Source organism: Lysinibacillus mangiferihumi (assembly GCF_003049665.1).
GTDB classification, from domain to species: Bacteria; Bacillota; Bacilli; order Bacillales_A; family Planococcaceae; genus Lysinibacillus; species Lysinibacillus mangiferihumi.
The window spans coordinates 149,998-176,076 of sequence record NZ_PYWM01000003.1 but is presented as its reverse complement, the minus strand read 5'-3'; the positions used below and the strand labels follow the sequence as shown (position 1 = coordinate 176,076).

The following is a 26,079-nucleotide window of genomic DNA, read 5'->3' as shown; positions in this document are numbered from 1 at the left end:
GCTTTCACGTAAAAGATGAGGAGTACACGAAACATGAAAAAAACACTGACAATCGCTGGTTCTGCCGCACGTGGCGGAGCTGGTATTCAAGCAGATTTAAAAACTTTCCAAGAACTAGGGGTGTACGGCACTTCTGCCATTACGGCCTTTGTAGCAACACATCCTCGTACTAATCAAGGCGTTTTTACGCAATCGTTAGACGTTATTGAGGCACAGCTCCATACGATTGCGACGCAAATTGGCATAGATGCTTTAAAAACAGGGATGCTATTCACCAAAGATATCATTGAGCTTGTGTCAGACTGGCTCTCTACTGTTCAGGTCAAACATGTCGTAATTGACCCCGTTATGTTCGGTAAAGTAGGAACTGCATTAATGGAAGAAGGTGCCATGTCTTCTTTAAAGGATAAACTATTACCGCATGCAACAATTATGACCCCTAATATGCCTGAAGCAGAATATTTGCTCGGTGGTAAAAAACTGACGACTGCCACTGATTTACAGGATGCTGCCCGTGATTTACATAAGCTTGGCACGCAATTTGTACTCGTAAAAGGTGGTCGTCTCGATGGTCCAGCAACAGATGTATTATATGATGGCGTACGCATGGTAACATTGGAAGCCCCACGTATTGATACTATCCATACAAATGGTGCAGGTTGTTCATATTCTGCCGCTATCACTGCTGGCTTAGCACAAGGTTTAAGTGTTGAAGAGGCTGTTATTCAGGCTAAAAAGTTTGTTACTGCTGGCATTCGTCGAGCTATACCGTTTGAAACTGTTGCTGGAGCCATTGACCATCTTGCCTATAAAGTGTTTGGTGAAAATGATATGACAGTAACTCGATACTCGTAATAATGGAACATGGCTTATCGTTATTAAAAGCAAAAAAATCCGTGTGGAGCCTTTTGCAGGCACAGCGGATTTTTTTATTTGTGCTATCGTTGAAGACTGAATGCTAGTTTCCTTAAAAAGAATATGCACGCATAACTTGGCATATTTCTACATGATAATGACTGTACCATTTTTCTTTACCTAATTGTTGTGCTACAACATGTTGTGCATTGTTTTTCCACTGTTGAATCGCCTCTAACGATTCCCAATACGATACAGTAATCCCCTGCCCCTCGGCATTTCTTGTACTTGCCACACGAAGAAAACCTGACTGCTGCTTTGCTAATGCTTCAATGGCATCCGCCATTTTGGCATATCCTTCGTTGTCGTTATCCGTCCGTTGTGAGGTGAAAATAACTGCATAATAACTATCCATCCTTTACTCCCCCTCCTCTTTCACGACTATTGTATACGAAAAATCCTATCCATTTAATTTCGATAAGCTATGTCGTGGCAGTTCTGCAAACTTCCGTTAGTATACATTGTAGTACTACCCTTTATAATGGAGGTATGTACCATAGAACTAACTTTTAGTCATTATGCGATAGCCATCTCTATTGATGATTCAATTTACTAAATGATAACTTGGTGGTTCACACTAAAGATAGCTAAATGTGAAAAAAACAGGATGATATACTATTTTTTCAGTTTGCCTTCATTTTAGCATAGTATAATAATTTGAATATGGAAACAGGAGGGAACTAAAATGAAAATATTACTGGCAGAAGATGATAGTCGACTACGTAAAAATATTGTTCATATTTTAAAAAAAGAATTCCACCATGTAGCATCTGTCGATAATGGACAGGATGCCCTGAACAATACATTTTCTGAACAGTACGATTTAGTGATTTTAGATTGGATGATGCCTCAGCTAAGTGGTATTGCTGTTTGTCAGCAGTTACGACAAAGTGGCTTTAATGGCAGTATTTTAATGCTAACTGCCAAGGACGATACAGAAGATATCATTACAGGACTTGATAGTGGCGCTGACGATTATTTAGTAAAACCCTTTAAGATGGAGGAACTGTTAGCAAGGGTGCGGGCATTACTGCGTAGAAAAAATAAAGTGATTGAGCAAGTTGTCAGAGTAGATAATTTAACCTTACAAGTCGATGCGCGGACTTTTTTACTTAATAATACCGAAGTAGAATTAACTAAAAATGAATTTTTACTTCTTGAATATTTATTTTTAAATAAAGGTCGTGTTCTAACGAGAGAACAAATATGCATTTATATTTGGGGCTATGATTATGATGTGTCCAACAATTCATTAGATGCTTTAGTAAAGCTAGTTCGAAAAAAAATTGATGATGGGCAAGTCAAATCACGCATTCAAAATGTGCGGGGCATTGGCTATAAATTGAGGGAATCTCATGTTTCATAAAACCAGAAAAAAATTATCTTATTTGTATGCCACACTCTATTTTTTATTGTTTTCGCTGTTTATTATTGTTCTTTATTTTTCTCTCGTTAAATTGATGGAAAATCAACAAATACAAGAATTAGAAGCGTTTTATATAAAACAGGAACATGATTATTTTGAATATGCAAATGACAACAAAAAAACAGTGAGCTATGACCCAAACCGGAATTATTTTTATTATATCTATACAAACGATCATCAATTTATCCATGGGGATGAATCTGTTAGAGGGCTTAAAACACAAGTAGAAAAAGTCTTTGCGCAAGACCGTCAAGTTCACGATGTCGTACGTCGTTTCGAATGGAAAGAACAGCATTTTCTTGTACTCAAAAAACCGATTAGCTATCATGAAAAAGTAGTCGGTTATATACTGATTGGGAAATCTGTAACAACACAACATCACTTTTTTCAAAAAGTAAGTGAGTTACTGCTACTATTAGCGTGTATTTCAACGATTTTAATCGGGTTACTGAGCTACTACATGGCTGGCAAAGCGATGGTTCCTATTCAATGGTCATTTGATAAACAAAAAAAGTTTGTTTCGGATGCCTCTCATGAATTGCGCACACCACTTAGTATTTTTTATAGTTCACTCGATATTTTAGAACTTGAGGAAGCAAAGCATTTAACTCCTTTTGGCAAAGAGTTAATTACGGATTTAAAAGATGAGGCTCAATTAATGAAAGCACTGTTAGATAAACTGTTATTTTTAGCGCGCCACGATCAACAGCAGGGCTTAACGCATAAAGAAGTATTACAGCTATCTACTATGCTTGAAAAAATAAGTACTAAATTCCAGAAAATTATGCCCGAACCCATTCAATTTTGTACACAAATAGAAGAAAATATTGAACTACTTGGCGATGCAACAAAAATACAAGAACTACTTTATATACTATTAGATAATGCTATTGCCTACACAAAGCAAGGTCAGATTACATTAACACTTTCAAAACAGGCGAACCTTATCACGATCGCTCTTGCAGATAGTGGTATCGGTATACCAGAGCAGGAACTTGCCATGGTGTTTGAACGCTTTTACCGCAGTGATACTTCCCGTCAACGCAATGGGACGGGCTTAGGTCTTGCCATTGCACAAGCGATTGTGGAACAGCATGGAGGAAAAATCTATGTTACGAGTACTGTAGGAAAAGGTTCAACGTTTTATATTGAATTTACTGTTCAATAACATTTCCTCGATACGCTTGAAAAAAGCAACAGCATCAGCTTATTTCCTCTCAAGAAATAAGCTGATGCTTTTATTTTGAGCTCCTTAATGCTTGTGGAACTGTTTGGTCTTTTGTCTTCCTTCCTTGACTGACCATTCTTGCTATCAATATTGAGAGAACACAACCTGCGGACGTAAAATAGAACAGCAGGATATATATGTTGTCTGTATCACTCCCAATAAGTATGCCGTGTAAAAGAGATAGGAGCCAAGCTGGCAATACGAGAAAGTGGATTGATTTCCATATTGAGCGATTCATCGTTTTCAACCATAAATCTGAAGTTAATAGTACTAATAAAAATAAGTAAAAAGCAATTATCCCAAGTCCAGAGGCAATCGGTTGATAATGAGATGAAAAAGGGAGTAGCACTTCCACTAATGCATAGGGTTCGTAGTTATCGATGATGAGTACGAACATATGCGCAACAACGGTTATTAGACCTAACCACCCCGCATTTTGATGAACTTGGTAAATTAAATTTTTATGTGATTTGACAAACGTTGATTTTCTTAACAAACCAAATACAATAGACACTGTAAAATAAAAATATGCTAAAAACCCTAATAACCGAATCCATTCCCATGTACTTGTTAACATACTCTCTCCCCCGTCATTGCCCAGTAACCTGCTTGATTTTCTTTTACAATAAAACGTGCACTGCGGTCGCATATTGCTTCAAGCCATTGTTGCTGTTTGGTCTCATCCACTAAAAAGCAAAGTTTTGCTCCAACTTCTGCATCACATAATGATGATGTTACGACCGTTGCTTGTATTACATCCGTGATCGCAACGTTTCCTGTTTGACCATTTAATAAATGATGCTTCCTGTTTTCTCCTTGGGTCCAACTTCTATAAATTCGATTAGAGGTAGCAATAGCGCCCGAAGCCATTTTTATAGAGCTTATTTCTTTGTCCACATCATAGGGATCGGCAACACCAATCGTCCATATTTTTTCTCCTGACGACCACATTTTCATATCCCCACCCCCATCTATTAAACCGTATTCAGGAGCTATCTCCGCCTCAAGCCATTGCGCTAATTTTTCAATAGCATAGCCTTTTGCAAAACCCCCTAAATCAATTTCTTGCTGTGCTATTTTCATAACTTGTTGATTGCTTAAAAACTGAAAAGGATTACCTGCTATGATAGGTTGGTTGTACATTGCCTCCTTTTCAATTGAGGTAAACGGAAAAGATTGATTGTAGCCATGTTGTTCAAGTTGTAATTTTAAATACGGTGAAAATAAACCATTTGTACGAAGATAATAGTCATTGGCCTGCACCAAACAATCGTAGAGATCGTCACTTAATTGTAATGTTTGCCCGATTTCCAAATTATTTAATTGCCATAGTTCATTGTTCGTTCCAAACCTCGACCACTCTTGCGCTACATAACGAAGCCACTTTTCAGCTTTTTCTTTCCAATTCGTTTTGTTATTCTTTGCTATAGCTAGATAAAATTCCGTATTCATTACTTGTAATGTCAATGTATCCACTGTCATCATCCCTATCAAGTTCTTTTCGTTTTGCGCTCACTTTTGACTGCTGTTTGTTTTGTTATTTCAAAATTTGTCCAATCAAGCTGGACAAGCTCTTTCTCTTTCTTTGTCATGGCCTTCTCTTCTATTTTAGAAAATTGAGCATCAGTTGTTTCAGCTTGCGATGTGTCATTAAATTGTGATAGTAATGCAGCAGAAATAAGTACACCCGATGCGCCTAATAACCATTTTGCTTTTTTTGAATCTTTCATCGTTCTCCACGCTCCTACCTAATTTAATGGTTGACAGACAAACTGTTGATTTTCCTCTTGCCATTCGGCGATAAAGCCTAAGCCATTTGTTATGGCACTAATCGGTAAATAAAGCTCATTATTTAAATAAAAAGCATGTGCAGGTAATGGTGTTTTTACGTAGTTATCGTAAGCAACATTTTTCCCTGCGCGATAAATAAGTTCATGATTGGCGTTTTGAATAACCAATATTTCACTTGTTTTGTAATAAGTCGCTGTTGCACCTAATAGCTTTGCCACTGTCTTGCCAGGTACAAATATTTCTCCGTCTTTTGGCATTGCAAACAAGTTTACCTCTTTATTTGTGCCTGTCACTTTTAATACAACTTGTTTTGAATCCGTAAAAGGTAGCGCTTCTTTATCGACAACAACGGATCTTGTCCATATATTCCATTTCCCTTTTTCATTGACAACGTTCGTTGTATCATAATTTTCGTATTGATCATCATCGTCGTCATCATCATCTTCATACTCATAATCATAGTCATAGTCATAGTCATAGTCATAGTCATCATCATCATTATGATCATAGTCGTCATCATGGTCATCGTATTTTTCATACTTTTCATGTTCATAACCATCGTGATCATAATCGTCATCATCTGCCTTAGCCTGCATGCCATTCGTTAATAAACCTACTACCAATAAACTAACTGCTACACTTATTTTTTTGTTTTTCATTTCCTTCACTCCTTCCATCATTAATAGTAGGACATGAAAATGATAGGAAACTGAATTTTCCCATATAAAAAACAAAAAAAGCTATTTCCACATACAGATTGACCTGTAAATAGAAATAACTTGTCATTGTAACGCTTAATGTGCGTGTAAAATCACCTTTCTTTTCTTCGAGAAAAGGAAAAAAGTTACGGTTAAACTTAAACTAATCATACCAAAAACAATACCCATTCCACTTAAGCCGATTAAATCCAACATCATACCTGTTGACAACAGCACAATTTGGAACACAACCGAGTCAATCATATTGCGGAAGGAAAAGAATCGCCCGTGGTATTCTTTCGGTACTTGTTTTTGAAAAATCACCATCGTTGTTGGGAAAAAGCAACCGACAGAAAAACCAAATAGTCCGAATGTTAATAAAGCAAAAAACGTACTATCCGCTAGCAATAACATGAGCTCCATTAAACCAATAATAAATGCAAGTCCGAATAATAATGTCCCTATTTTGACGCGCTCAGCAATATATTTGAGCCCCGCAGCCCCTAACATAAAGCCAATTCCTTCAACTGTATATAATAAACCAGAAATAGTTGTGGACTCATGCATTTCAGTGATTTTCATAATGACTAGATTAAAAGAGCCCAAAAATAATGTCGGAATTAACATTAAAACGAGTGTCATTAATACGACTGGATGCTCCTTTAGCATCGGGTATACGTCCTTAAATCTACCTTTTTCCTTGTCATTGACAGATACATTTACCGCTTCATCAAGCTTTAAACTATTTGTAATAAAATACATGATAATATACACAATTAGTGAAACAATGTATAACCATTTCAACTCAAAATAGCTTAACATTAAGCCTGCTGCAGCGGTTCCGACAATTCTTGAAATCGTTCTAGCATTCATTTGCCATGCATTCAAAGTCATTAAATCTTTATCTTTGACAACTAATGGTATAATGGACTGTAAAGCAGGCATATAAAAGGCTGCTGCAATTTGTAACGTGATTAAAAATAATATCATCCATATTACAGAGTTGGTATACAGTGCAATAAACATAAAGAACACACTTAGAATACGACCTACACTCGCAAACTGAATAACTGTTTTTTTCTTTGATTGGTCAATCAACCGCCCTGCGAGTGGTGCGACAACAAGACCAGCTAATATACCAATTGAAATAATTAATGATTTATGGAAATCTGACGGCACGACTTTTTGCATAAATGCTAAGTTGCCAATAATTCCAGCCCATAAGCCAAGACCTACTACAAATTCACCTACTAAAATAATCCAAACATTACGTTTTCCCCACATGCTGTCTCCCCTCGTTGCCCAATATTAAATTTTTATAACATCCATCGTAACAAAATTATAAATAATCGTACATATAATTTTACAAATCTGGTATTTTATCGACGTGTGCAAACTCCTTTATTCTTGATTTATGTATCACTTTCGCTACTTATCCCTGTTGTACCATGTTGCTAAAGACATCATTGGAAATTCTTCAGCAACATCCAATCTTAATGGCGTAATTAGCTCAATAGAATTGCCATCTGGATCGGCAAAATAGATTGCCGCATGGGCATGTGGATGATTGGGTAAGACGAGCGGCTGTTGTGAGGGCGTAAAGCCAAATGCTGTTCGTATTTCAATGCCAATGGATTGTAACCATTGTTTCACTCGTCTTACATCCTCTTCGTCTATTTTAAAAGCGAGATGTCGGATAGACGGATGGTAGTCTAATTTCTCTTCCTTACATTCCCACAAACCTATCCAACTTTGTCCTTTGACAATCCAGAAAAAGGCGAATTGCTGTTGCACATAAGCTAATTCAAGCCCTAGCTTTTCGTAAAATATAATGGATTGTTGTAAATCGCTAACGGGTAAATGTGCTTCATATAATCCTTTTATCATGTGTTCTCCCCTTATGAATAATGACAAAAGTATACTATTTTTTGAAAAAGGGAAAATCGTGCTAAAGGATGAAATGTGCTTTTTTATAGTAATTAGCGGGCTTGCTAGCATACAGATGTGTTACTACACTGTAAAACAAAATAAAGAGATGGGTTTTAAAAGCCCCATCTCTTCCTCATTTTTTTACTATCTAAAGTGACTATCCCTTAACATATGTCAAAATTCGGGGTCAAACAGCACCTACACTTTAAACCCCTTCTAATTTACTAACAAGTGCTTTTCGTTTATAGTCCATAAATTTTTGAGCGCATAACGTCATGATAAATAATAGACCGACCGCCGTAGCCATCATGCCTGCAATGGACGTGTCCCAAAATTTAGCCAAATAATAGCCAATAATCGCCGCTGCCCCTCCATATAACATACTGAATAAGAACATCTGTTTAATTGATTTACTAATTAAATTGGCTGTGGCAGCAGGCCCGATTAACATCGCCACTACTAAAATTGCCCCAACACTATCAAATGCTGCAACAGTTGTAAAAGAAATGGACGTCATAAAACCATAATGTAAGAAAAGTATTGGCACACCAATGGACGCTGCATAAAGGCTATCAAAGGTTGCAAGCTTCATTTCCTTAAAGAATAATAATAGGAACCCTATATTAATCAATAATACAAGCAATAGTATCCAGACAGCTTTTGGCATTGTTATGGCAAAGAACGTCCATTTATCCCAAGGAACAAATGCGATTTCGCCCATTAAGATATGCTCAACATCTAAATGCACATGGCTAGCAAACAATGTAATTAGCAGAACACCTGCAGCAAATAACGTCGTAAAGACAACACCTATTGCAGCATCTTGCTGTATACCTGAAGAATGTAATAACTGCACTAAGTATGCCGTTAAAATGCCAGCAACCGCTGCACCTAATAGCATCCAAAATCCGTTTAATGTTTGCGTAATGATAAATGCCATCACAATCCCAAACAGCACCGTATGGCTAATAGCATCTGCGATCATCGACATTTTACGTAATATTAAAAAGACGCCAGCCATCCCACATGTAATACCAACCAGAAGACCTGTGATAATGACCCATAATTCAATCATCCTACTTCACCTTGCTTTCGAAACTGTTTTTTTCTAAAGTACTTATACATTTGCCCTGCTGGACTAAATAAATAAGATAAAAAGAAAATGGCAGCAGCTACTAAAACAATTAAAGGTCCTGTTGATAAGCCTGTACGCGTAGAACTAATAAAGGTTCCAACAATCCCTGACACACCACCTATTACTGCACTAACTACAAGCATTGAACTTAACTTCCTTGTCCATAATTTGGCACTAACAGCAGGAATGATTAACAACGCTGACATTAAAATAACACCGACTGATTGAATGCCCGTTACAATTGTCATTACAATCAAAACGGTTAACGTCGCCTTTAACGCTTCAATCGGTAAGCCTATCCCCTTTGCATACATGGGATCAAAGATTAATAGTTTCCATTCCTTATAAAATAACAAACTAACTATTATAATAATTGTTGCACTTAAAAACAGCCATGTTAAATCCGCTTTTGTCATCGTTGCCGCTTTACCAAAAATAAAATTGTTAAGGCCACTCTGATTTCCTAACGGGCTATGATTGACAACCGTTAAAAATACAACGCCTACCCCGAAAAATACCGTTAGCACTAAACCAATAGCAGCATCTGCTTTCATTTTCGAAAATGAAACAATCCATTGGATACAGTAGACAGACAAAGCTGATGTTATACCTGCCCCAAGCATTAATATAGGTAAATCTTTTTGCCCTGTTAATAAAAATGCTAAGGCAATGCCAGGTAATGCTGCATGTGCTGCAGCATCACCCACTAAACTTTGTTTTTGAAGAAAGGAAAAAGTACCTGTTATTCCAGCAGCAATCCCAAGCAACATCGTACCCATTAATACCCAAAGCAAGTTTCCCGTTAACATAGGCTGTTCGCTCCTAACATGTCTTGCATCATGAATAGTTTGCCACCGTATGTTTTTTGTAATTGTTCTGGTGTAAAAACTTCTTCCGTTGCACCGGATGCTAATATCGTTTTATTTAATAAAATTGTGTAGTCAAAATATTCTTTTACTGTTTGTAAATCATGATGAACGACAAATATACTTTTTCCTTGTTCCCTTAAGCTTTTTAAAATATCAATAATTGTTTTTTCAGTAGCGGCATCAACACCAGCAAATGGCTCATCTAAGAAATAGATATTAGCATTTTGTGCTAAAGCCCGTGCTAAAAATACACGTTGCTGTTGACCTCCTGATAATTGACCAATGGAACGCTGTGCAAAATCTTGCATGCCTACACTTTCCAAAGCTTGCTTTGCTAAAAGCTTATCTTGTTTAGATGGTCTTTTAAACAATCCAGTATGTCCGTATCTTCCCATTAGCACAATATCTAGTGCATTCGTCGGGAAATCCCAATCAACGGCATTGCGCTGTGGGACGTATCCCACGACTAAACTTTTTGGATCGAATAGCTTTCCTAGTATCTCTACTTTTCCTACCTTGTTTGGTAATTGATTTAATATCGCTTTTAAGAACGTCGATTTTCCCGCTCCATTTGGCCCAATAATTGCTGTAAGCCGACCGCTAGGCACTGTGACGTTGGCATTTTCTAAAACGGTTTTCTTATCATAAGCAACCGATAAATTTTCTACAGTTAATGCATTCATTTTTTCACCTACTTTAATGCATCGACAATAGTGTCGATGTTATGTTGATACATCCCAACGTATGTGCCTTCTTCTGTTCCTTCAGCGCCCATTGCATCTGAGAATAATTCGCCACCGATGGCAACTTCATGCCCTTTTTGTTTTGCCCCTTCAATAACAGCTTTCATCGCTTTATCGGAAACACTTGACTCTACAAAAATCGCTTTAATTTTGTTATCTACTAAAAAGTCCACCATTTCTTGAACGTCTTTCACACCATATTCAGCTTCTGTACTTAGCCCCTGTAAGCCGCGAACTTCAAATCCTTGGCTCTCTCCGAAATAGTTGAATGCATCATGTGCTGTTACTAATATTCGTTGCTTATCTGGCACTTCACTAATGCGCTTTTTAGCGTACGCTTGTAGTTCATCTAATTTTTCCAAATACGTTTTTTCATTTGCTTTAAAGTCATCTTTAAACGCTGGATATTCTGCTACAAGCGTTTTCGTTACAGCATCCACAACTTGTTTCCATAAGTCAATGTTAAACCAAATATGCGGATCATGTAGAAGCCCTTCATCTTCACTATCGAGTAGCTTTGCTTTATCTAACCTATCCCCAACAGCTAGCACAGTTTTATCTTTGGACATTTGATCAAAGATATCGAGCATTTGTCCTTCTAATTGTAGACCGTTATAAAAAATAACTTCGGCGTTTTCTAACTTCGATAAATCGCTCTGTGTTGCTTTATATAAATGTGGATCTACACCAGGCCCCATCAATGCCGAAACAGTTAAATGGTCACCGCCAATTTCTTTAATCACATCGGCAATATGCCCCGTTGTTGCAACAACGACTCCTTCTTTTTTTTCCGTTGCGCTATTTTCTGCGCTACAACCGAAAAGTAACATCATTAAAACCATTACACCTAAAAAACGTTTCATTACCATTACCGTCGTCAAAACCTTATAAAACGCTATAGCGTTTCGTTTACTTCTTGCACCATCGAGCCTGAGATTTTGCCGAAGCTACTATCTTTATTAGCATTGTGGTGCAACGAATCCTACATTTTAACCGTATAATGTGCGATTAATCGACTAACGGTAAAGCTAATTGGGAAGCCGGTATGAGTCCACGCTTACCCCATCACATTGATAGATTCTTTCCATTGTGGATGCTTTTTTATGAGCTTGCCACTGCAAATTTCTAAAGAAGGATAACACTTAACTGTTTCTATCAAAAAATATTGTGTGCATTTAATTGCTATTGTCTTTTGAATTTCACACAGCTTCTGTTGCCCAATGCCTTGCGAAAGATGTCTATTTTTTATCAGCCTCTTGTTCAACTGCAACTTTAATCGATGGCTTAATTTTCCCACTCTTAGTCGTTTTCTGCTGAAGATGATGATGCGGTTATTCGTTTAATTACATGGAAGTAAACGTATTACTATGAGTTGTTTTATAATGTTGCTTGTTTTGACGAAACGGTTTCCCTCCTTATACTTTTTATAATTTTCGAGAGACGCTTTCGCAGCAACTTGCGTAAACATTTCTCCATTTTCCGTTTGGACAGATGTGTATTTCATCTTTTTTCTAATCACGCCGCTTTGTATGGCGTATTAATTATTTATCATGAATTTTTTCATAAGCTGTTTCCAGCCCATCCAAAATATAATGATTGAAATCGCTACACCAACTGATTGGGTCATTTTCCATAACATCGTCAAAAACACTAGTATGCCTAGCGGAAGAATTGTTAGTTTCAAATCATCTAACTCTTTCATACAGTCACTCTTCTTTCGTTTGCGATATTTTGTTTCCCTTAGGAAAAATATATGCTTAATGAAAAGAAATTTCAACTGTTTTATAAAAATTTCTTTTAAAAAATTTTTTTCTTGCACACATTTTTTATGCGCCCATCATAAATCACCTTTACTTTTTGTGCATTGTTTTATAAAAATTAGAGATGGCTATCCAGTTGTAACGGTGTAAAAGCTATAGTTGAAAATCGCTGATATCTTCCGTTATATCGTTCGTACAATGTAGCCCATCATATTCACTAGTAAAATTGACATGATCTTGAATTATTTGATAGAAACATTTGCAGTTTCCATCTATATCCTGCAAACTAAATATAATTACAGCTAGAAAGGAAGTATGATAATGAAACAATTAGTGTGTATATTATTGCTTTCATTACTTATCGTTGCTGGGAACTACAAAGTGGAGGCAGCCGGTTTTTCAGATGTAACGGAAGACCATTTTGCTTACGAGGCGGTTTTGTGGGCAGAAGAATATGACATTATCGATGGCTATGCGGACGGTACCTTCAAGCCGAATGCAACCATTACGGAGCAACAATTTGCAAAGTTACTTGCTAATTATTACGAACTAGAGTCCCCATATGATGAGTTAAAAAAGCAGACTACTGCTGGGAACTGGGCAGATGAGTATTATAATCGTCTAGCTAGTTACGGTGTACCGCTCAACGGGTATTTTCATAACAATATTCGAGCAACAGCAATAAAACGTGGTGTCGTTGCACAAGCAATCACCCACCTTGCAGAGGGCAAACGCGGTCTTAATGAATCCATTCAATTTTTACTTGATTCCTATATTTCCACTGGACAAAACCCCAAGTATGAAAATCGTGATTTACAAAAGTTTTTTGGCGTTGCAAACCAAATGACACGCGCGCAAGTTGTGACATTGCTTCACCGCATGGATTCAAGGAATTTTTATACGATTTCTGATGATGCACAAAACATTCACGAAAACCAAAGTAACGTTTCATTAAATGCACGAGCGGTTAATGGGCAAAAGCAACTCGATAAATCGATGCAACAAGTAGCACCATCTAACAGTGCATGGGAAGGGACGTATACGTATTATTATAAATGGGGCAAAGGAGCGACTGATTTTAATCGCCGTGATGCTATTATTTCAAATGCTACAAGCAAGAGCTTCAACATTTCTTTGACAGCAAGCGATGGACAACAGTCTGGTAGCGTAGAAGGTACAGCTACCATCACGTCTAGCACAAAGGCTATCATGAACAAATCAGACGATGGGAACCGCTGTGTGCTTGAATTTGAACAACTTAAAAATGCACTTAAAATTATTGAAGTAGATTGCCGATTTGCACATGATGAAGGAACGAACTTTTCAGGCACATTAAAAAAGCAATAAACAAAGGCGGAACACTAATGTCCAATGAAAATACGATAGGTAGAAGTAGCATACACTATGCTTAATTTGATTTGAGGAGGAATAATATGCGCATTACCGCTTTGTTTGGTAGCTCAAGACAACACAGCAATAGTGAGGAACTTGCCAACTATGTATTAGAAGGGATCTCCCATGAAAAGTTATATTTAAAGGACTTGAATATTGTGCCCATTCATGATTTACGCCATGAAGCACAAGGCTTTCAGTATGTAGATGATGATTACGACCATGTTATTCAAGCATTATTGACAAGTGATATCGTTCTTTTTGCTACACCGATTTATTGGTATAGCATGTCTGGAATCATGAAAAATGTAATTGACCGTCTAAGTCATGCCATTCGTGATGAGCGTTTTCCACAGTTGAAAGAACAGCTCCAGACAACAGAAGCAATTGTGCTTGCTGTTGGTGGCGATGATCCACGAATAAAAGGCTTACCGATGATTCAACAATTCCACTATATTTTTAACTTTTTAAATATGCCTTTTTCATCATACATTATCGGAAAGGCCAATAAACCTGGTGATATAGCACATGATGCGTTAGCTCTGACACAGGCAACATTGCTAAATAAACAGATTCGAGCCCGCATCACCTCCAAATGAACAAACGACCTGAATGCATGATGCTTTCAGGTCGTTTGTTATGGCTATGCCTCTACTGAAATATGTTGGAACGTTGTTACATCGAATAAACCTGTATCCGTTAACTTTAAGGCTGGAATAACAGGTAGGGCCACAAACGAAAACGTTAAAAGAAAATGGAAATCTAAATGAGGATTAAGTTCATGGAGTGCATTGTGTAGACTTGCTAATTGGCTTTTAGCTTCAGCTGCCGTTACATCCGTCATTAATCCACCGATTGTTAGCGGCATTTCTGCTAGAATTTGACCGTCAGCCACAATAACAAAGCCACCTTGAATTTCTTGAATACGCTTGAGGGCCATTACCATATCTGCATCATTCGTTCCAATGACTAACGCATTGTGTGAGTCGTGGGCTACCGTTGTTGCAACCGCTCCTTTTTGCAAACCGAAGCCTTTCACGATACCTAGCCCTGTCGTATGCAATTGATGATGACGCTCAATGACGGCAAGCTTTAGTAAATCCTGCGCTACAGATGGTACAAACACACCATCTTTGACAGGCACCTCTACTACCAAATGATTCGTAATCAGTTGATTAGGGACAATTTCCATAACATTGGCTGTCGTGCCTTTTGTAAACGGAATGGCAAGCATATCAGTTGTCATGGCTGGCAAATGTACAGATTGATGAATATGTGCCGGCACTTTTAGTTGCGCACGAGCTGTTAACATTTCACCATCTTCAGCGACTTTGATTCCATCTTTCCAGACCGCTTTTGCACGCATTTCCTTTATATCTTCTACTACTATAAAGTCTGCTTTATAGCCCGGTGCTAAAACACCCCGATCGTATAATCGATAGCACTCTGCTACATTAATGGTCGCTAATTGAATGGCTTGCAATGGTTCCATCCCTTCTGCAATGGCCATTTTCACGTCAAAGTTAATGCTACCTTCATCCATTAATTCATCGACATACTTGTCATCGGTGCAAAAACCGAATCGGCGGGCATTTACTGTATTTACTGCTGGTAATAAGTCACGTAAATTTTTTGCTGCGGAGCCTTCACGAATTAATACGTACATTCCTTGCTCTATACGGTTTAACGCCTCTTCCGCTGTCACACATTCATGGTCGGTATGAATACCTGCCACACGGTAGCCTGTAATTTGTGCGCTTGTTAAGCCTGCACAATGGCCATCTACAACTAGATTTGCTTGTTGGGCTAACAAGATTTTTTCAAGCATACTGGCTTCGCCGTTTAACACAGCAGGAAAATCCATCACCTCTGCCAGACCACGAACATGGTCATTGGTCATAAAGGGTGCTAAATCTTTTGCTGTCAAAGTTGCACCTGCATGTTCAAAATGAGTGCCTGGCACACTTGACGGTAACATAACGAAAATATCCATTTCAGCTTTTTTAGCATCATCTAGCATAAACTGAATACCTTCTGCACCTGCGACATTGGCAATCTCATGTGGATCTGTGATGACTGTCGTAACACCATGAGGAACAAGGACACGACTAAATTCAGCTGGTGTAAGCATAGAAGATTCAATATGTATATGCCCATCAATTAACCCAGGAATTACATAATGACCCGCAGCATCTTCCTCATTATTAGCAGTAAAACGATTTTGGGTATCGAGGGCGATAATTTGCCCATTTTTCACAACAACATCGGCCTTTTTCCAAGTTAATGTAAAAACATCGGCAACAAGGGCATTGCGCAAAATAAAATCCGCCTCTAGTTTCCCCTGTGATGCGATTATGTTATTTGCTAGTTGCTGTAGTTTTTCTACCATATTGAGCACACTCCCTTTTCATTTATGACCTATCATGCATGAATAATGAAGGAGATTCAAGTCATGAAGATTGTTTCACCTTCTATTTCCTTGTCACAATGCCTTCAATAGGATAATTTCCTCACCATTATAAACTAGTTCTTACGCTTGAAGCCGTTAGCGGTAAAGTTCTTGAGTGGAACGGAGGCGATGACTCCTATAGGTGTGCACTATGGTAGGTACTTTGCGGTATAAAAAACGACCATCTATCAATGGTCGTTTGTAAATTCTAACTCTTTTGGTGGCTCACCTTTTTTGTTCATCAATCGCATACGAATGGGTTCAATTTTAAGTGTTACCATTTCATCTTTATTGCCAATGAAAATTCCTGTGAAAAATTCTGCTAATTTATTTTTCAAACCTTCCTCTTGAATTTCCGTTAACTTCCCTTCTATCTCAACAAAGGTATCACCAAATCCCCCATTGTCGTAGCCATATAAAATATGTGTATACGGATTTTTCGATAGCTCCTCGACTTTCTCCGAATGCTTATTTGTTACGGTATACAACACGAAGTCTTCATTTTGGAATGTCATATAACGTGAATAAGGCTTGCCATTTTCAACGGTTGCCATCGTTCCTATTTTTTCTCGATTTAATACTTCTAAAATTTCATCACGTACCGAAGTCATTTCATCCCATCCTTTCATATTGTTATTTTACCCCTCCATCCATAAGCTAAACCCGCATTTTTTGAAAAATATGAAATGACTATTTTCGAGGTTTTTTCAAAACTATTGCTATAATGTTTTGTTAGACAACATGAATTTTTTAGAATGAGGGTTTTAAAAATGAAACAAGCTTTTTTTACACGATGTCTGTTTTTCATTGTTGGCATTATCGTATTATCATTTGGGGTCACGTTAACGATTAAAGGACAATTTTTTGGCGTTGGTTCATGGGATGTCTTACATATAGGTTTAGCCAAAACGTTTGGTCTAACGATTGGCACTTGGTCCATCCTTATTGGCTTAGCCATTTTAGCTTTCGATATGTTAGTGACGAAGAAGTTTCCTTTGCCAGGTACATTTGTAGATATGTTTTTAGCTGGTATTTTTATTGATATCTTCAACTTCTGGCTTCCTGATATTGAGGGTTTTTGGATGCAATTATTTGCCTACCTCACTGGATTGCTCTTACTTGGCTGGGGCTGTGGTATGTATATGGTAGCCAATCTAGGTATTGGCCCACGAGATACATTAATGCTTCTGATGGTTCATAAGCTTGGCTGGAGTGTCACGCGTGCTCGTACTTTGATGGAAGTAACAGTAGCGATCATCGGCTTTTTCCTCGGAGGCCCTATTGGTGTAGGAACAGTCCTAATGGCTTTTGGTCTCGGCCCTATTGTACAAGTAGCATTAGCCTATAACGAGAAATTATTTACAAAATGGACTGGTGTGAAGAGCGCGATTATTTAAAATCATACAAATGTAAAAAGGAGCCTTTTATGGCTCCTTTTTAGTTACATGGATACGACACTTTTTATTCCCTCGGCTCAGCTGTATTTTGTCCAGTTGCCTCTATTACCTCAGGTGTACCATCTACTGTTTCCTCTTGCTCATTTTCTGCTGGTGGTGGTGTAATGGACACTAATGTATAGTCATCTTCATTGAGAATTTCAAAATGGAAGTTTTGACGAATATCCCCCACATACAGCGAAGTCCCAATAGCAACATTGGTTACATCGATTTCTATCGTTTCTGGTATTTCCGAAGGTTGCACTTTAATGCGTATATCACGATTTGGTTGTAACAGGAAACCACCATCTTTTACACCTATCGCTTCCCCTACAACGGAAACAGAAATATCGACTTCTAGCTCCTCTGACATATTGATTGATTTAAAGTCAACATGCTTCACATGACCTTTTAATGCACAGCGCTGGACTTCATTTAACACGGCATTTATTTTCTTGCCTTCCACATCTAATTGAAAGACACTTTTACTACCAATTTCACTTAATACTTTAGCAAATATTCTTGCGTCTAGTGAAATCGACGTCGGCTCCATTTGATAACCGTAAACAACGCCAGGAATGGCACCACTTTGTCTTAGTTTTGTTAGTGTTGAACGTTGTCCTTTATGACGTGTTGTAGCATTTAAAATGGTACTCATTAGCATTTTCCCCTTTCGTGAAAACTAGTCTCATAAAAGGTTTTGCCCGATATGTTGATTTTTATACCTTTTATACGATTAACTATTCTTTTCTACTTCTCAAAATTTTGTCATCGATAAGCTATTTTTTCCTTCTACTCGCTAAAAGCACTCATTAGCTCTTTGTCACGATTAGATGCTCGTACTTTCCCGTCATTTGACGTTTAATAAGAACAAGTATTAGCGCTATTCCTGCTATTATTGTGCACATCATAAACATCATGGCATAGGAAGTGAATTGCACAACGAAGCCCATAAAAAAGCTACCTGCCCCAAAACCTAAATCATATGTAGCTAAATAGAGCCCTAGCAATGTGTAACGAGCTTCCTTTGGTATAGCAAAGGACATATATGTAGTAAGCGTTGGATAGAGCATTGCCGATGCTAAACCATTAAAAATAGCGGACATATAAACGAATGAACCAAGCATGGGTAACATGGCAAGTAATGTCGTACCGAGCATTGAACTGATTAGCACTATAGAGATAAACCTCGGATGCCATTTGCCATCAGAAGGGATAAATTGGCGGCATAAAAAACGGCTACCGACAACGACAATCGCCTGTAAAAATAAATACAGCGCTGGATTGGCAATACCTTCCGTTAGCATATAAAGTGGTACAAAAGTTGAAATAGCTCCAAAAACGGCAGCGCCTATTGTCATGACAATGGCTGAGAGCATTAGCCCTTTATGCTGTTTTGTACGCTTTAAAGCATAAAGCATGTCGTTAAGTGAAATCCGTTGTTTTGCTGCTTTTGTTTTCGGTAAAGGCGAACGAATAAAGCAAAATAGTGGTGCGATTGCTAAAAATACAATAAATTCCAGTAAATAATGCAGTTCAAACTGGCTCCATAGTAACAATGCTACTGCCGGCCCGTAAATTGCAGGCATTACGGTGGATAAGGAATACATCGACATCCCCTGCCCACGATCTTCATCTTGTAACACATCTGCTATGCCAAGTTGCATGGCCATCGAGAAAAAGGCTGTGATGACCCCTTGAAGTATCCGCACAATATAGAGACTATCAATGCCAAATACGACATAAATAAGTAATGCTACCGCGTGGGCTAGTAATAGCCATTTCATAATTGCATATGGACTATGTTGTGCTACCATCTGCCCAGCAAATGGACGTAAAAACATACAGACAAGCATATACATCGCCATCATCACACCGATTTGACTTTCTTTAAAGCCTCCCGCTGCTGCCTGAACAGGAAAAATAACGGTTAATACTGCATTTGCTGTAAAGAAAAACATAGCGAGTCCATACATTTGGAGCATGCGGCCCGATAATGGATGATACCTCATGAAACATGCTCCTCTCGATCAAATCTTTGCGATTGAGAAGGATGCTTACAAGGAATCGGTAATCTTGCTGCTAATAGTCGTCTACTTACTGGATGTGTCATGTTGTCAATTTGTGTTATATCGCTTACAAACTCGACAATTTCTCCTTTATCCATCACAGCTACTTCATCAGCAAATAACTGTACTGCATGTAAGTCATGGGTAATAAAGAAGTAACTAAACCCTTTTTCTCGCTGTAATTGTTTTAGTAGTTTTAATATACTTATCTGCACAAGTAAATCTAGGCTATTGATAGATTCATCGAGGACAATTAATTTAGGCTCGGTTGCAATGGCTCTTGCTATCGTCACACGCTGTAATTGTCCCCCACTTAATTGATGAGGATATTTATCGGCATCTCTTGGGGCTAATCCAACTTGTACAAGTAACTGTTCGATTTTCTTTACTCTTTCTGCCTTCGATAGTGATAGGTGAAGTTCCATTGGCTCCGCAATAATGTCCTTTATTTTCATTTTCGGATTGACCGCACTTTGGCAATCTTGAAAAACCACTTGTATATTTTTTTGTAACAGTTTCTTTGATGCTTTCACTGTCGTACACACATTCAAGTTATCAAATAGGATCGCGCCACAATCTGGTTGTTCTATCCCTAATACAAGCTTGCCAAGCGTTGTTTTCCCGCTACCGCTTTCACCGACAATTGCTAAGCATACACCCTGTCGAAGTGTTAATGTAACATCTTTCACAGCCTGTATTCTTTCTTTTATACGAAACCAGCCTTTTTGCTGATAGCATTTTGAGACATGTTGTATCATTAACATGAGGTTTCCTCCTGTCTTACCCAGTGACCTTGCCTATATTCATATAATTCACCGCTTACTTCCCCCGTCCATGCATCCACTAACTGTTCGAGCGAGTATTTATTATCCTTCGCAGCTAATAGTGCTTGTGTATAGGAATGAACAGGCTCCACTAAAATACAGTCAGCAGGACCATATTCCATAATTTGCCCTCGGCGCATTACGACGATGGTATCCGCCATTTTGGCAATTACGCCTAAATCATGTGAGACAATCAGCATACTTGTATTCGTTTGCTGTTGATATAATGCTAATTCCTCTAAAATCTCAAGTTGTGTCAACGTATCTAGAGCTGTCGTTGGTTCATCGGCTAATAACAGCTTCGGGCTAAGACTCGCTGCAAGAGCAATCATAATGCGTTGGAGCATCCCACCACTTAACTCATGTGGATATTTTTTTAAAATTGATGGATCCGGTAGTTGAAAGCGCGCTAGTTGTTGTGCGGCTATTTTTAGTGCCTGTTGTTTTTTCACAGGAGTATGTGCTTGCATCGTTTCAACGAAATGATCGCCAACTGTAACCAAAGGGTTAAACATAGCAATCGGATTTTGCATAATAAGCGCAATATCATTACCTCGAAGCTGTCGCATTTCTTGCTCGTCCATGGCTAATAATGAACGTCCTTCAAATAAAATATCACCATTATAGCGTCTAGAATCCCGAAATAGTTGCATAACTGCATGACACAACATGGTTTTACCACTGCCACTCTCTCCAACTATACCGACTGTTTGACCAGCAGGAATCATCATACTAGCATCTCGTACGACTTGTTTTTCCCCATTCTCGGTTTGTATCCAAATAGAAAGTTGTTGTATTTCTAACATGTCACGACCTCCCTCCTATATAGCTTTTGGATCCATTGCCTCTCGAAGTGCATCGCCAAACCAATTCAAAATCAAAACGGTGAATGAAATCATAATACCTGGTAGAAACATGAGCATCGGATGACTCATCAAATACGTTTTACTATCGCTAATCATCATGCCCCATTCTGCCATCGGTGCTGACACTCCTAAACCTAAAAATGACAACTCAGAAATAAGTAAAATCGTTGAGCCAAGACCAATTAATTTCAATAAAAGAATTTGTGGGAATACAAAAGGTACAATATGTCTTATCATAATTTTCCGTTTCGGAACTCCTATTGTACGCGCATACTGTACATACGTACTTTCTTTTAATGACCGCACCATGTTGCGAATAATCCGTGCAAAGCCCACCCATGACACAAGCACAATGGCGATAAACATATTACGTATACCGCCACCCAGCGCTCCAACAATTACAAGTGCAAATACGAAATCAGGAATCGCTAGAAAAATGTCGCAAATGCGCATTAACACTAAATCGACAATACCTCCAACATAACCAGCAAGCAGCCCGACAAACATGCTAATAAACAATGTTACGACAAGTACACTCAACGCGATGAAAAGAGATACTCGTGCCCCGTATAATAAACGCGATAACACACAGCGCCCTAAATAATCGGTACCTAATGGATAGTCAGTAGAAAAACCTTGTAATTTCAATGCCATATTGGTCGCATAAGGATCATTTGGGGCAAGCCACGGTGCAAATATTGCCATGGCAATCAGCAATAACACAAGCACACTACTACTAATAAGCGCTATTTTCTTTTTCATTATGCTCCGTCTCCTTTTATCCTTACCCTTGGATCAACAAGTGCACACAATAGATCTGCAACAAAATTAAAGACGATGTAAAGCCCACCAATCATTACGATAAAGCCTTGTAGCACAAAATAATCTCTAGCAAACATCGACTCTACAACAAATCGTCCTACTCCTGATATTGTAAAAACAATTTCAATAATAGCCGCTCCCCCAAGCAATCCACCACATGTCATAGCAAGCGAAGTAACGAGCTGTGGTAAAATCCCTTTCACAACATGCCTCCGTATAATGACCGACTCTTTCACACCGCGGGCTCTTGCAAAGACTACATGTGGTTTATTGACTTCTTCCAGCATGCTGGATCGAATGAGCCGAATGTAGTAAGGAATAAAACCGAGTGCAAGCGTTCCAGCAGGCAAAATGACATGTGCAAAACTACCCCACCCCATTAGAGGAAGCAATCCCCATTTTAATGCCACGATATAAACAAAAACAAAAGCAAGCCAGAAGCTCGGCATAGATGCGAGTGTAAAAATAAACGAACGACTAAGCCAATCAATAAACCCACCTCGCTTAGTAGCAGACCAAATACCAACCGTCAAACTAACCGTAACAATCATAATAAAGGCGGTTGCTGCAAGTGTCAGCGTGACATGAAAACGTTGTAAAAGTTCTGCTGTTACTGACTTTTTCGATACAAATGATTCACCAAAATCCAACGTCATAGCATCTACCAACCAAGTACTATATTGCACGAGTAAGGGACGATTATAGCCCTCTTCCTCACGCATGGATGCAAGTCCTTCTTCTGATATTGGAATTTGATTCATTGTAAAATAGGCTTCCACTGGATCTACTGGAATAACACGAATTAACCCAAATGCTATAATGGTCATACCAAAAAACGCCAGTAACATACTACCCAATCGCTTCGCTAAAAATCGTCCCATCTACTTACTTCACCTCAAAGTTTTTTAGAGGGACTTCATACTGTTGCTTCGAGAATGACAAATTAGCTAACTCATTATTCGCAACTAAATAATTTGTACGGTACGATAACGGCATGAAAATGGCTTCCTCATGAATTGTTTGAAAAATGGACTCGTACAATGCTCGCCGTTGTCCTTCGTCTGTTGAACGAATTACTTTCCCTATATTCGCTGTCAGTTGCTCTGAAACGGCCAATCCTTTTTGTGCGTAATAACCGATTTGCTTGTCACCTGTCATTGTGCGTATATACATATGCGGATCATAGGGTACTCCCCATGTATCATTCATAATCAAGTTGTATTGACCTGTTTTACTACGCATTTTGAAAAGTTGATCTTCTTCTCCAATCAACTGGACTTCTACGCCTATTTCACGCCATGCACTTTGTAAATATTCGAAAATGGTCTTATGCACTTGGTCACCGCTGTTATACGGTATTACTAACGTTAATGTTTGCCCATTTTTTGTGCGGAATGTAGCACCGCTTTCTAACGCCCAGCCTGCATCCTCTAGCAGTTGTGTCGCTTTCTCTAAGTTGTAAGTATAATGTTCTAGTTTGATATCACTAAATGGAAAACCTGGTGCAAATAATGTATAGGCTTCTTGCTCTAAGCCGTTCAATACATAATCAATCATTGTTTGTCGGTCAAAGGCGTGTTGCAATGCTAGTCTTACATTTTTATCCTGCGTCACCCCATACGTAGTATTGAATGATAAAATTCTTGTAGAAGATGGCTCTGAAATCATTGTTTGATATTTTCCCGTTTTTTGTAACGCTTGGTATTCCGCAGGTGCAAGTTGCCCACTACCAAAAATTAAATCAATATCCCCTTTTTCTAGCGCCATCATTCGCGCTTGTGCATCAGGAATAATTTTGACGATTACTTTTTTTAACTTTGGTTTTTCTCCCCAATAATTTTCGTTTCGTGTAAACTCTGCAAAGCTATCTTGCTGATAGTCAGTTAAAATCCACGGGCCTGAACCAATCGGCTTTGCTATCCCATCCTTTGTCGTGCCACTCTCCGGGAAACCACTATCCGCTAACATTCGCAGTGGACGAATAAGTGATAATTCTTGTAAGAATGGATAATAAGGTTCTTTTAAATTGATTTTAACTTGTAGTTCATCGATTATTTCCACGTTATCAATAACCGCAACAACTTCTAGCCAGCTATGTGCAGCACTATTATCGACAACGGTATCAATATTTCTTTTTACATTTTCCGCAGTTAGCTTTGAACCATCTGAATACATTACATCATCACGTAATGTAAAAGTATAACTTTTACCATCTGTAGCCATTTCCCAAGAGGTAGCGAGTGCTGGTTGTATTTTTCCATCTTCTCCATAGCTCACTAATGGATCATATAGCATGGCTTGAGCAAACAGTTCATTTGGAGCATACATATGTGGATTAACTTGACCAATATCTTTGACCCAAGACATGGTCAGTACACTTTTTGGGTTGCTACTTGTGCTTTGTTTTTTATCCTCTAAATTTCCGCATGCAGCTACTATACTCAATGCGAAGATAAGTAGGAAACTAGACAATTTTTTCATGATTTGTTCCCCTTTCATAAACAGTAATGATTACTATTATCATTACAATTTGCAATTCTAATTGATTCTTAACTTTTTGTAAAGTACTTATACAATAAAAAACACCTTTTCTTCCAATAAAGGATGAAAAGGTGTGAAGGCCGTGACAGGCACGCAAACAATTGGCACGCAAACAATTCTGACAATTATAATCTGCCTGCAACTTGTAAAGTTACTGCTAGCATTTTTGCAAATTGACCTCGTGTTATATATTCGTTAGGATTCAACGTTGCACTATCGTCTAGCGCGCCGATCGCATAGAGTGTTTGCGTGTGACGCAGTAGCTCTCCTTGGAATGCACGACTATCTTCATAAGGTAATGTCGGTTCATCTTCATGCACAAAATCAACAGCATCCAATGTACGCCCGAGCATTAAAATTGCCTGCTGTCGTGTAATGTTGCCGTTCGGATCAAAAATAGTTGGCGATTTGCCATTTATAATACCTAACGAGTGCAAAGCCCCTACATGACCAACGTACCACGATTTTTTTGCGTCTATATCTGTAAACTGTTTTGTTGGCATCTGCTGGAAGCTAAATGCACGAACGAGCATGGCACTAAACTGTGCACGTGTTAAAGCTTCATTTACGCCAAAATAATCAGGTGTGCGCCCTCGAATAATACCGCGCTCCGCCAAAGTTTGGATATAGCTACCCCCTGTTGCTCTTGTTAGATCACTGAAATAGAGTTGTTCAGGGTGCACAAATTTCAGCTCTGCATTATTATGAATGGTTGCAACAACACGGTCCCCTTCATCTCGATAGGCAACAGGCTCTGTAATTCCTTTTTTAAACACTTGCTGTAGCACGCCAGTTTGACCATTTTTAAAAATGACAACCTCAAGTGGTTGACGATTATTGACGATATTCGCCTTAATGCTATAAACACCATTTTTTTCAGTTGCAGAAATGGTCGCACCATAAGCGGAATATACTGTCATATTTTCCGTTTTCATATGTACGTAATTCGTCGGTTCGTCATAGGCAGATGCTTGCATTGGGAAAGCTATAGTCGCCCCCAACAGTGTTATTAGTATTGTTTTTTGAAATATTCCTTTCATATTGGTCCTCCCTCTTTTTTTCTATTACTATCATAATAGATTTAAATGTGTAAAAATATAGTATTTTTAGCACATACTCCTACCAACCGTCATTTTTAAGTAATAAAAACTTCGCTCACTATTATAACTGCTAATAGTTGAGCGAA

Annotated in this window: 28 protein-coding genes; 6 read left to right on the top strand and 22 right to left on the bottom strand. The window is 38.3% G+C overall.

Going from position 1 to position 26,079, the window contains the following annotated elements; all coding sequences use genetic code 11:
* Positions 1–33 precede the first annotated feature (33 nt).
* The gene (gene thiD / locus C9J37_RS04580; RefSeq protein ID WP_107894435.1) at positions 34–855 is read left to right on the top strand and encodes a bifunctional hydroxymethylpyrimidine kinase/phosphomethylpyrimidine kinase; all 822 of its coding nucleotides are present in this window, start codon (positions 34–36) and stop codon (positions 853–855) included.
* A 112-nt stretch (positions 856–967) separates the two neighbouring features.
* Here the strand turns inward: thiD and C9J37_RS04575 are convergent, their stop codons facing one another.
* Positions 968–1,270 carry an antibiotic biosynthesis monooxygenase family protein gene (locus C9J37_RS04575; RefSeq protein ID WP_069513218.1) on the bottom strand — a complete coding sequence of 101 codons (303 nt, stop codon included), beginning with the start codon at positions 1,268–1,270 and terminating at the stop codon, positions 968–970.
* A gap of 330 nt (positions 1,271–1,600) precedes the next feature.
* Here C9J37_RS04575 and C9J37_RS04570 point away from each other — a divergent pair, with 330 nt between their 5' ends.
* Together C9J37_RS04570 and C9J37_RS04565 are read left to right on the top strand one after the other, a co-directional pair.
* Positions 1,601–2,281 carry a response regulator transcription factor gene (locus C9J37_RS04570; RefSeq protein WP_024361015.1) on the top strand — a complete coding sequence of 227 codons (681 nt, stop codon included), beginning with the start codon at positions 1,601–1,603 and terminating at the stop codon, positions 2,279–2,281.
* Positions 2,271–3,509, top strand: a complete 1,239-nt coding sequence (locus tag C9J37_RS04565) for a sensor histidine kinase (protein ID WP_107894434.1) — start codon at positions 2,271–2,273, stop codon at positions 3,507–3,509. Before C9J37_RS04570 ends, C9J37_RS04565 begins: the two co-directional genes overlap by 11 nt.
* 70 nt (positions 3,510–3,579) lie before the next feature.
* Here C9J37_RS04565 and C9J37_RS04560 read toward each other — a convergent pair whose 3' ends face one another.
* From C9J37_RS04560 to C9J37_RS28160, 11 genes are all read right to left on the bottom strand, one after another.
* Entirely contained in the window at positions 3,580–4,146 is a 567-nt protein-coding gene (locus C9J37_RS04560; RefSeq protein ID WP_107894433.1) for a ferric reductase-like transmembrane domain-containing protein, read from the bottom strand.
* The gene (locus C9J37_RS04555; protein ID WP_107894432.1) at positions 4,140–5,045 is read right to left on the bottom strand and encodes an FAD:protein FMN transferase; all 906 of its coding nucleotides are present in this window, start codon (positions 5,043–5,045) and stop codon (positions 4,140–4,142) included. Before C9J37_RS04555 ends, C9J37_RS04560 begins: the two co-directional genes overlap by 7 nt.
* 14 nt (positions 5,046–5,059) lie before the next feature.
* On the bottom strand, positions 5,060–5,299 hold the full coding sequence (locus C9J37_RS04550; protein ID WP_107894431.1) for a hypothetical protein: 240 nt from the start codon (positions 5,297–5,299) through the stop codon (positions 5,060–5,062).
* Between the two features lie 18 nt (positions 5,300–5,317).
* Positions 5,318–6,019, bottom strand: a complete 702-nt coding sequence (locus C9J37_RS04545) for a copper amine oxidase N-terminal domain-containing protein (RefSeq protein WP_107894430.1) — start codon at positions 6,017–6,019, stop codon at positions 5,318–5,320.
* A gap of 135 nt (positions 6,020–6,154) precedes the next feature.
* On the bottom strand, positions 6,155–7,342 hold the full coding sequence (locus tag C9J37_RS04540; protein ID WP_107894429.1) for an MFS transporter: 1,188 nt from the start codon (positions 7,340–7,342) through the stop codon (positions 6,155–6,157).
* A 144-nt stretch (positions 7,343–7,486) separates the two neighbouring features.
* On the bottom strand, positions 7,487–7,945 hold the full coding sequence (locus tag C9J37_RS04535) for a VOC family protein (RefSeq protein WP_107894428.1): 459 nt from the start codon (positions 7,943–7,945) through the stop codon (positions 7,487–7,489).
* Positions 7,946–8,192: 247 nt separating this feature from the next.
* A complete protein-coding gene (locus tag C9J37_RS04530; RefSeq protein ID WP_107894427.1) occupies positions 8,193–9,062 on the bottom strand; it encodes a metal ABC transporter permease in 870 nt (289 codons plus the stop codon).
* On the bottom strand, positions 9,059–9,931 hold the full coding sequence (locus tag C9J37_RS04525; RefSeq protein WP_024361024.1) for a metal ABC transporter permease: 873 nt from the start codon (positions 9,929–9,931) through the stop codon (positions 9,059–9,061). Before C9J37_RS04525 ends, C9J37_RS04530 begins: the two co-directional genes overlap by 4 nt.
* The gene (locus C9J37_RS04520) at positions 9,925–10,674 is read right to left on the bottom strand and encodes a metal ABC transporter ATP-binding protein (RefSeq protein WP_107894426.1); all 750 of its coding nucleotides are present in this window, start codon (positions 10,672–10,674) and stop codon (positions 9,925–9,927) included. Before C9J37_RS04520 ends, C9J37_RS04525 begins: the two co-directional genes overlap by 7 nt.
* Before the next feature lie 8 nt (positions 10,675–10,682).
* On the bottom strand, positions 10,683–11,597 hold the full coding sequence (locus tag C9J37_RS04515; protein WP_107894540.1) for a metal ABC transporter solute-binding protein, Zn/Mn family: 915 nt from the start codon (positions 11,595–11,597) through the stop codon (positions 10,683–10,685).
* A gap of 674 nt (positions 11,598–12,271) precedes the next feature.
* Complete coding sequence (locus C9J37_RS28160; protein WP_162832707.1) at positions 12,272–12,436, bottom strand: hypothetical protein; 165 nt, start codon at positions 12,434–12,436, stop codon at positions 12,272–12,274.
* A gap of 379 nt (positions 12,437–12,815) precedes the next feature.
* Between C9J37_RS28160 and C9J37_RS04505 the strand changes: the two genes are divergently transcribed.
* Both C9J37_RS04505 and C9J37_RS04500 read left to right on the top strand, forming a co-directional pair.
* Positions 12,816–13,841: an S-layer homology domain-containing protein gene (locus C9J37_RS04505; RefSeq protein WP_107894425.1), complete on the top strand. Its 1,026-nt coding sequence runs from the start codon at positions 12,816–12,818 to the stop codon at positions 13,839–13,841.
* An 86-nt stretch (positions 13,842–13,927) separates the two neighbouring features.
* Positions 13,928–14,485: a flavodoxin family protein gene (locus C9J37_RS04500; RefSeq protein ID WP_107894424.1), complete on the top strand. Its 558-nt coding sequence runs from the start codon at positions 13,928–13,930 to the stop codon at positions 14,483–14,485.
* Positions 14,486–14,529: 44 nt separating this feature from the next.
* Here the strand turns inward: C9J37_RS04500 and ade are convergent, their stop codons facing one another.
* Positions 14,530–16,275 carry an adenine deaminase gene (gene ade, locus C9J37_RS04495; protein ID WP_107894423.1) on the bottom strand — a complete coding sequence of 582 codons (1,746 nt, stop codon included), beginning with the start codon at positions 16,273–16,275 and terminating at the stop codon, positions 14,530–14,532.
* 248 nt (positions 16,276–16,523) lie between these two features.
* Positions 16,524–16,946, bottom strand: coding sequence for a pyridoxamine 5'-phosphate oxidase family protein (locus C9J37_RS04490; RefSeq protein WP_107894539.1), 423 nt, complete (start codon positions 16,944–16,946; stop codon positions 16,524–16,526).
* A 159-nt stretch (positions 16,947–17,105) separates the two neighbouring features.
* Between C9J37_RS04490 and C9J37_RS04485 the strand changes: the two genes are divergently transcribed.
* Positions 17,106–17,732: a YczE/YyaS/YitT family protein gene (locus C9J37_RS04485; RefSeq protein WP_107894422.1), complete on the top strand. Its 627-nt coding sequence runs from the start codon at positions 17,106–17,108 to the stop codon at positions 17,730–17,732.
* A 64-nt stretch (positions 17,733–17,796) separates the two neighbouring features.
* Here the strand turns inward: C9J37_RS04485 and C9J37_RS04480 are convergent, their stop codons facing one another.
* The 8 genes from C9J37_RS04480 to C9J37_RS04445 all read right to left on the bottom strand — a co-directional run bounded on the left by C9J37_RS04480 (position 17,797) and on the right by C9J37_RS04445 (position 25,933).
* The gene (locus C9J37_RS04480; RefSeq protein WP_107894421.1) at positions 17,797–18,429 is read right to left on the bottom strand and encodes a 50S ribosomal protein L25/general stress protein Ctc; all 633 of its coding nucleotides are present in this window, start codon (positions 18,427–18,429) and stop codon (positions 17,797–17,799) included.
* 154 nt (positions 18,430–18,583) lie between these two features.
* A complete protein-coding gene (gene cntE, locus C9J37_RS04475; RefSeq protein ID WP_107894420.1) occupies positions 18,584–19,783 on the bottom strand; it encodes a staphylopine family metallophore export MFS transporter CntE in 1,200 nt (399 codons plus the stop codon).
* Positions 19,780–20,604, bottom strand: coding sequence for an ABC transporter ATP-binding protein (locus tag C9J37_RS04470; protein WP_107894419.1), 825 nt, complete (start codon positions 20,602–20,604; stop codon positions 19,780–19,782). Before C9J37_RS04470 ends, cntE begins: the two co-directional genes overlap by 4 nt.
* Positions 20,598–21,470 (bottom strand): ABC transporter ATP-binding protein, encoded by an 873-nt coding sequence (locus C9J37_RS04465; RefSeq protein ID WP_107894418.1) that lies wholly within the window; start codon positions 21,468–21,470, stop codon positions 20,598–20,600. Before C9J37_RS04465 ends, C9J37_RS04470 begins: the two co-directional genes overlap by 7 nt.
* A gap of 15 nt (positions 21,471–21,485) precedes the next feature.
* Positions 21,486–22,292, bottom strand: a complete 807-nt coding sequence (locus C9J37_RS04460) for an ABC transporter permease (RefSeq protein WP_107894417.1) — start codon at positions 22,290–22,292, stop codon at positions 21,486–21,488.
* The gene (locus tag C9J37_RS04455) at positions 22,292–23,233 is read right to left on the bottom strand and encodes an ABC transporter permease (RefSeq protein WP_107894416.1); all 942 of its coding nucleotides are present in this window, start codon (positions 23,231–23,233) and stop codon (positions 22,292–22,294) included. Before C9J37_RS04455 ends, C9J37_RS04460 begins: the two co-directional genes overlap by 1 nt.
* A 4-nt stretch (positions 23,234–23,237) precedes the next feature.
* Positions 23,238–24,833, bottom strand: a complete 1,596-nt coding sequence (gene nikA, locus C9J37_RS04450) for a nickel ABC transporter substrate-binding protein (RefSeq protein ID WP_107894415.1) — start codon at positions 24,831–24,833, stop codon at positions 23,238–23,240.
* A gap of 185 nt (positions 24,834–25,018) precedes the next feature.
* The gene (locus C9J37_RS04445) at positions 25,019–25,933 is read right to left on the bottom strand and encodes an S-layer homology domain-containing protein (protein WP_107894414.1); all 915 of its coding nucleotides are present in this window, start codon (positions 25,931–25,933) and stop codon (positions 25,019–25,021) included.
* Positions 25,934–26,079: the final 146 nt, after the last annotated feature.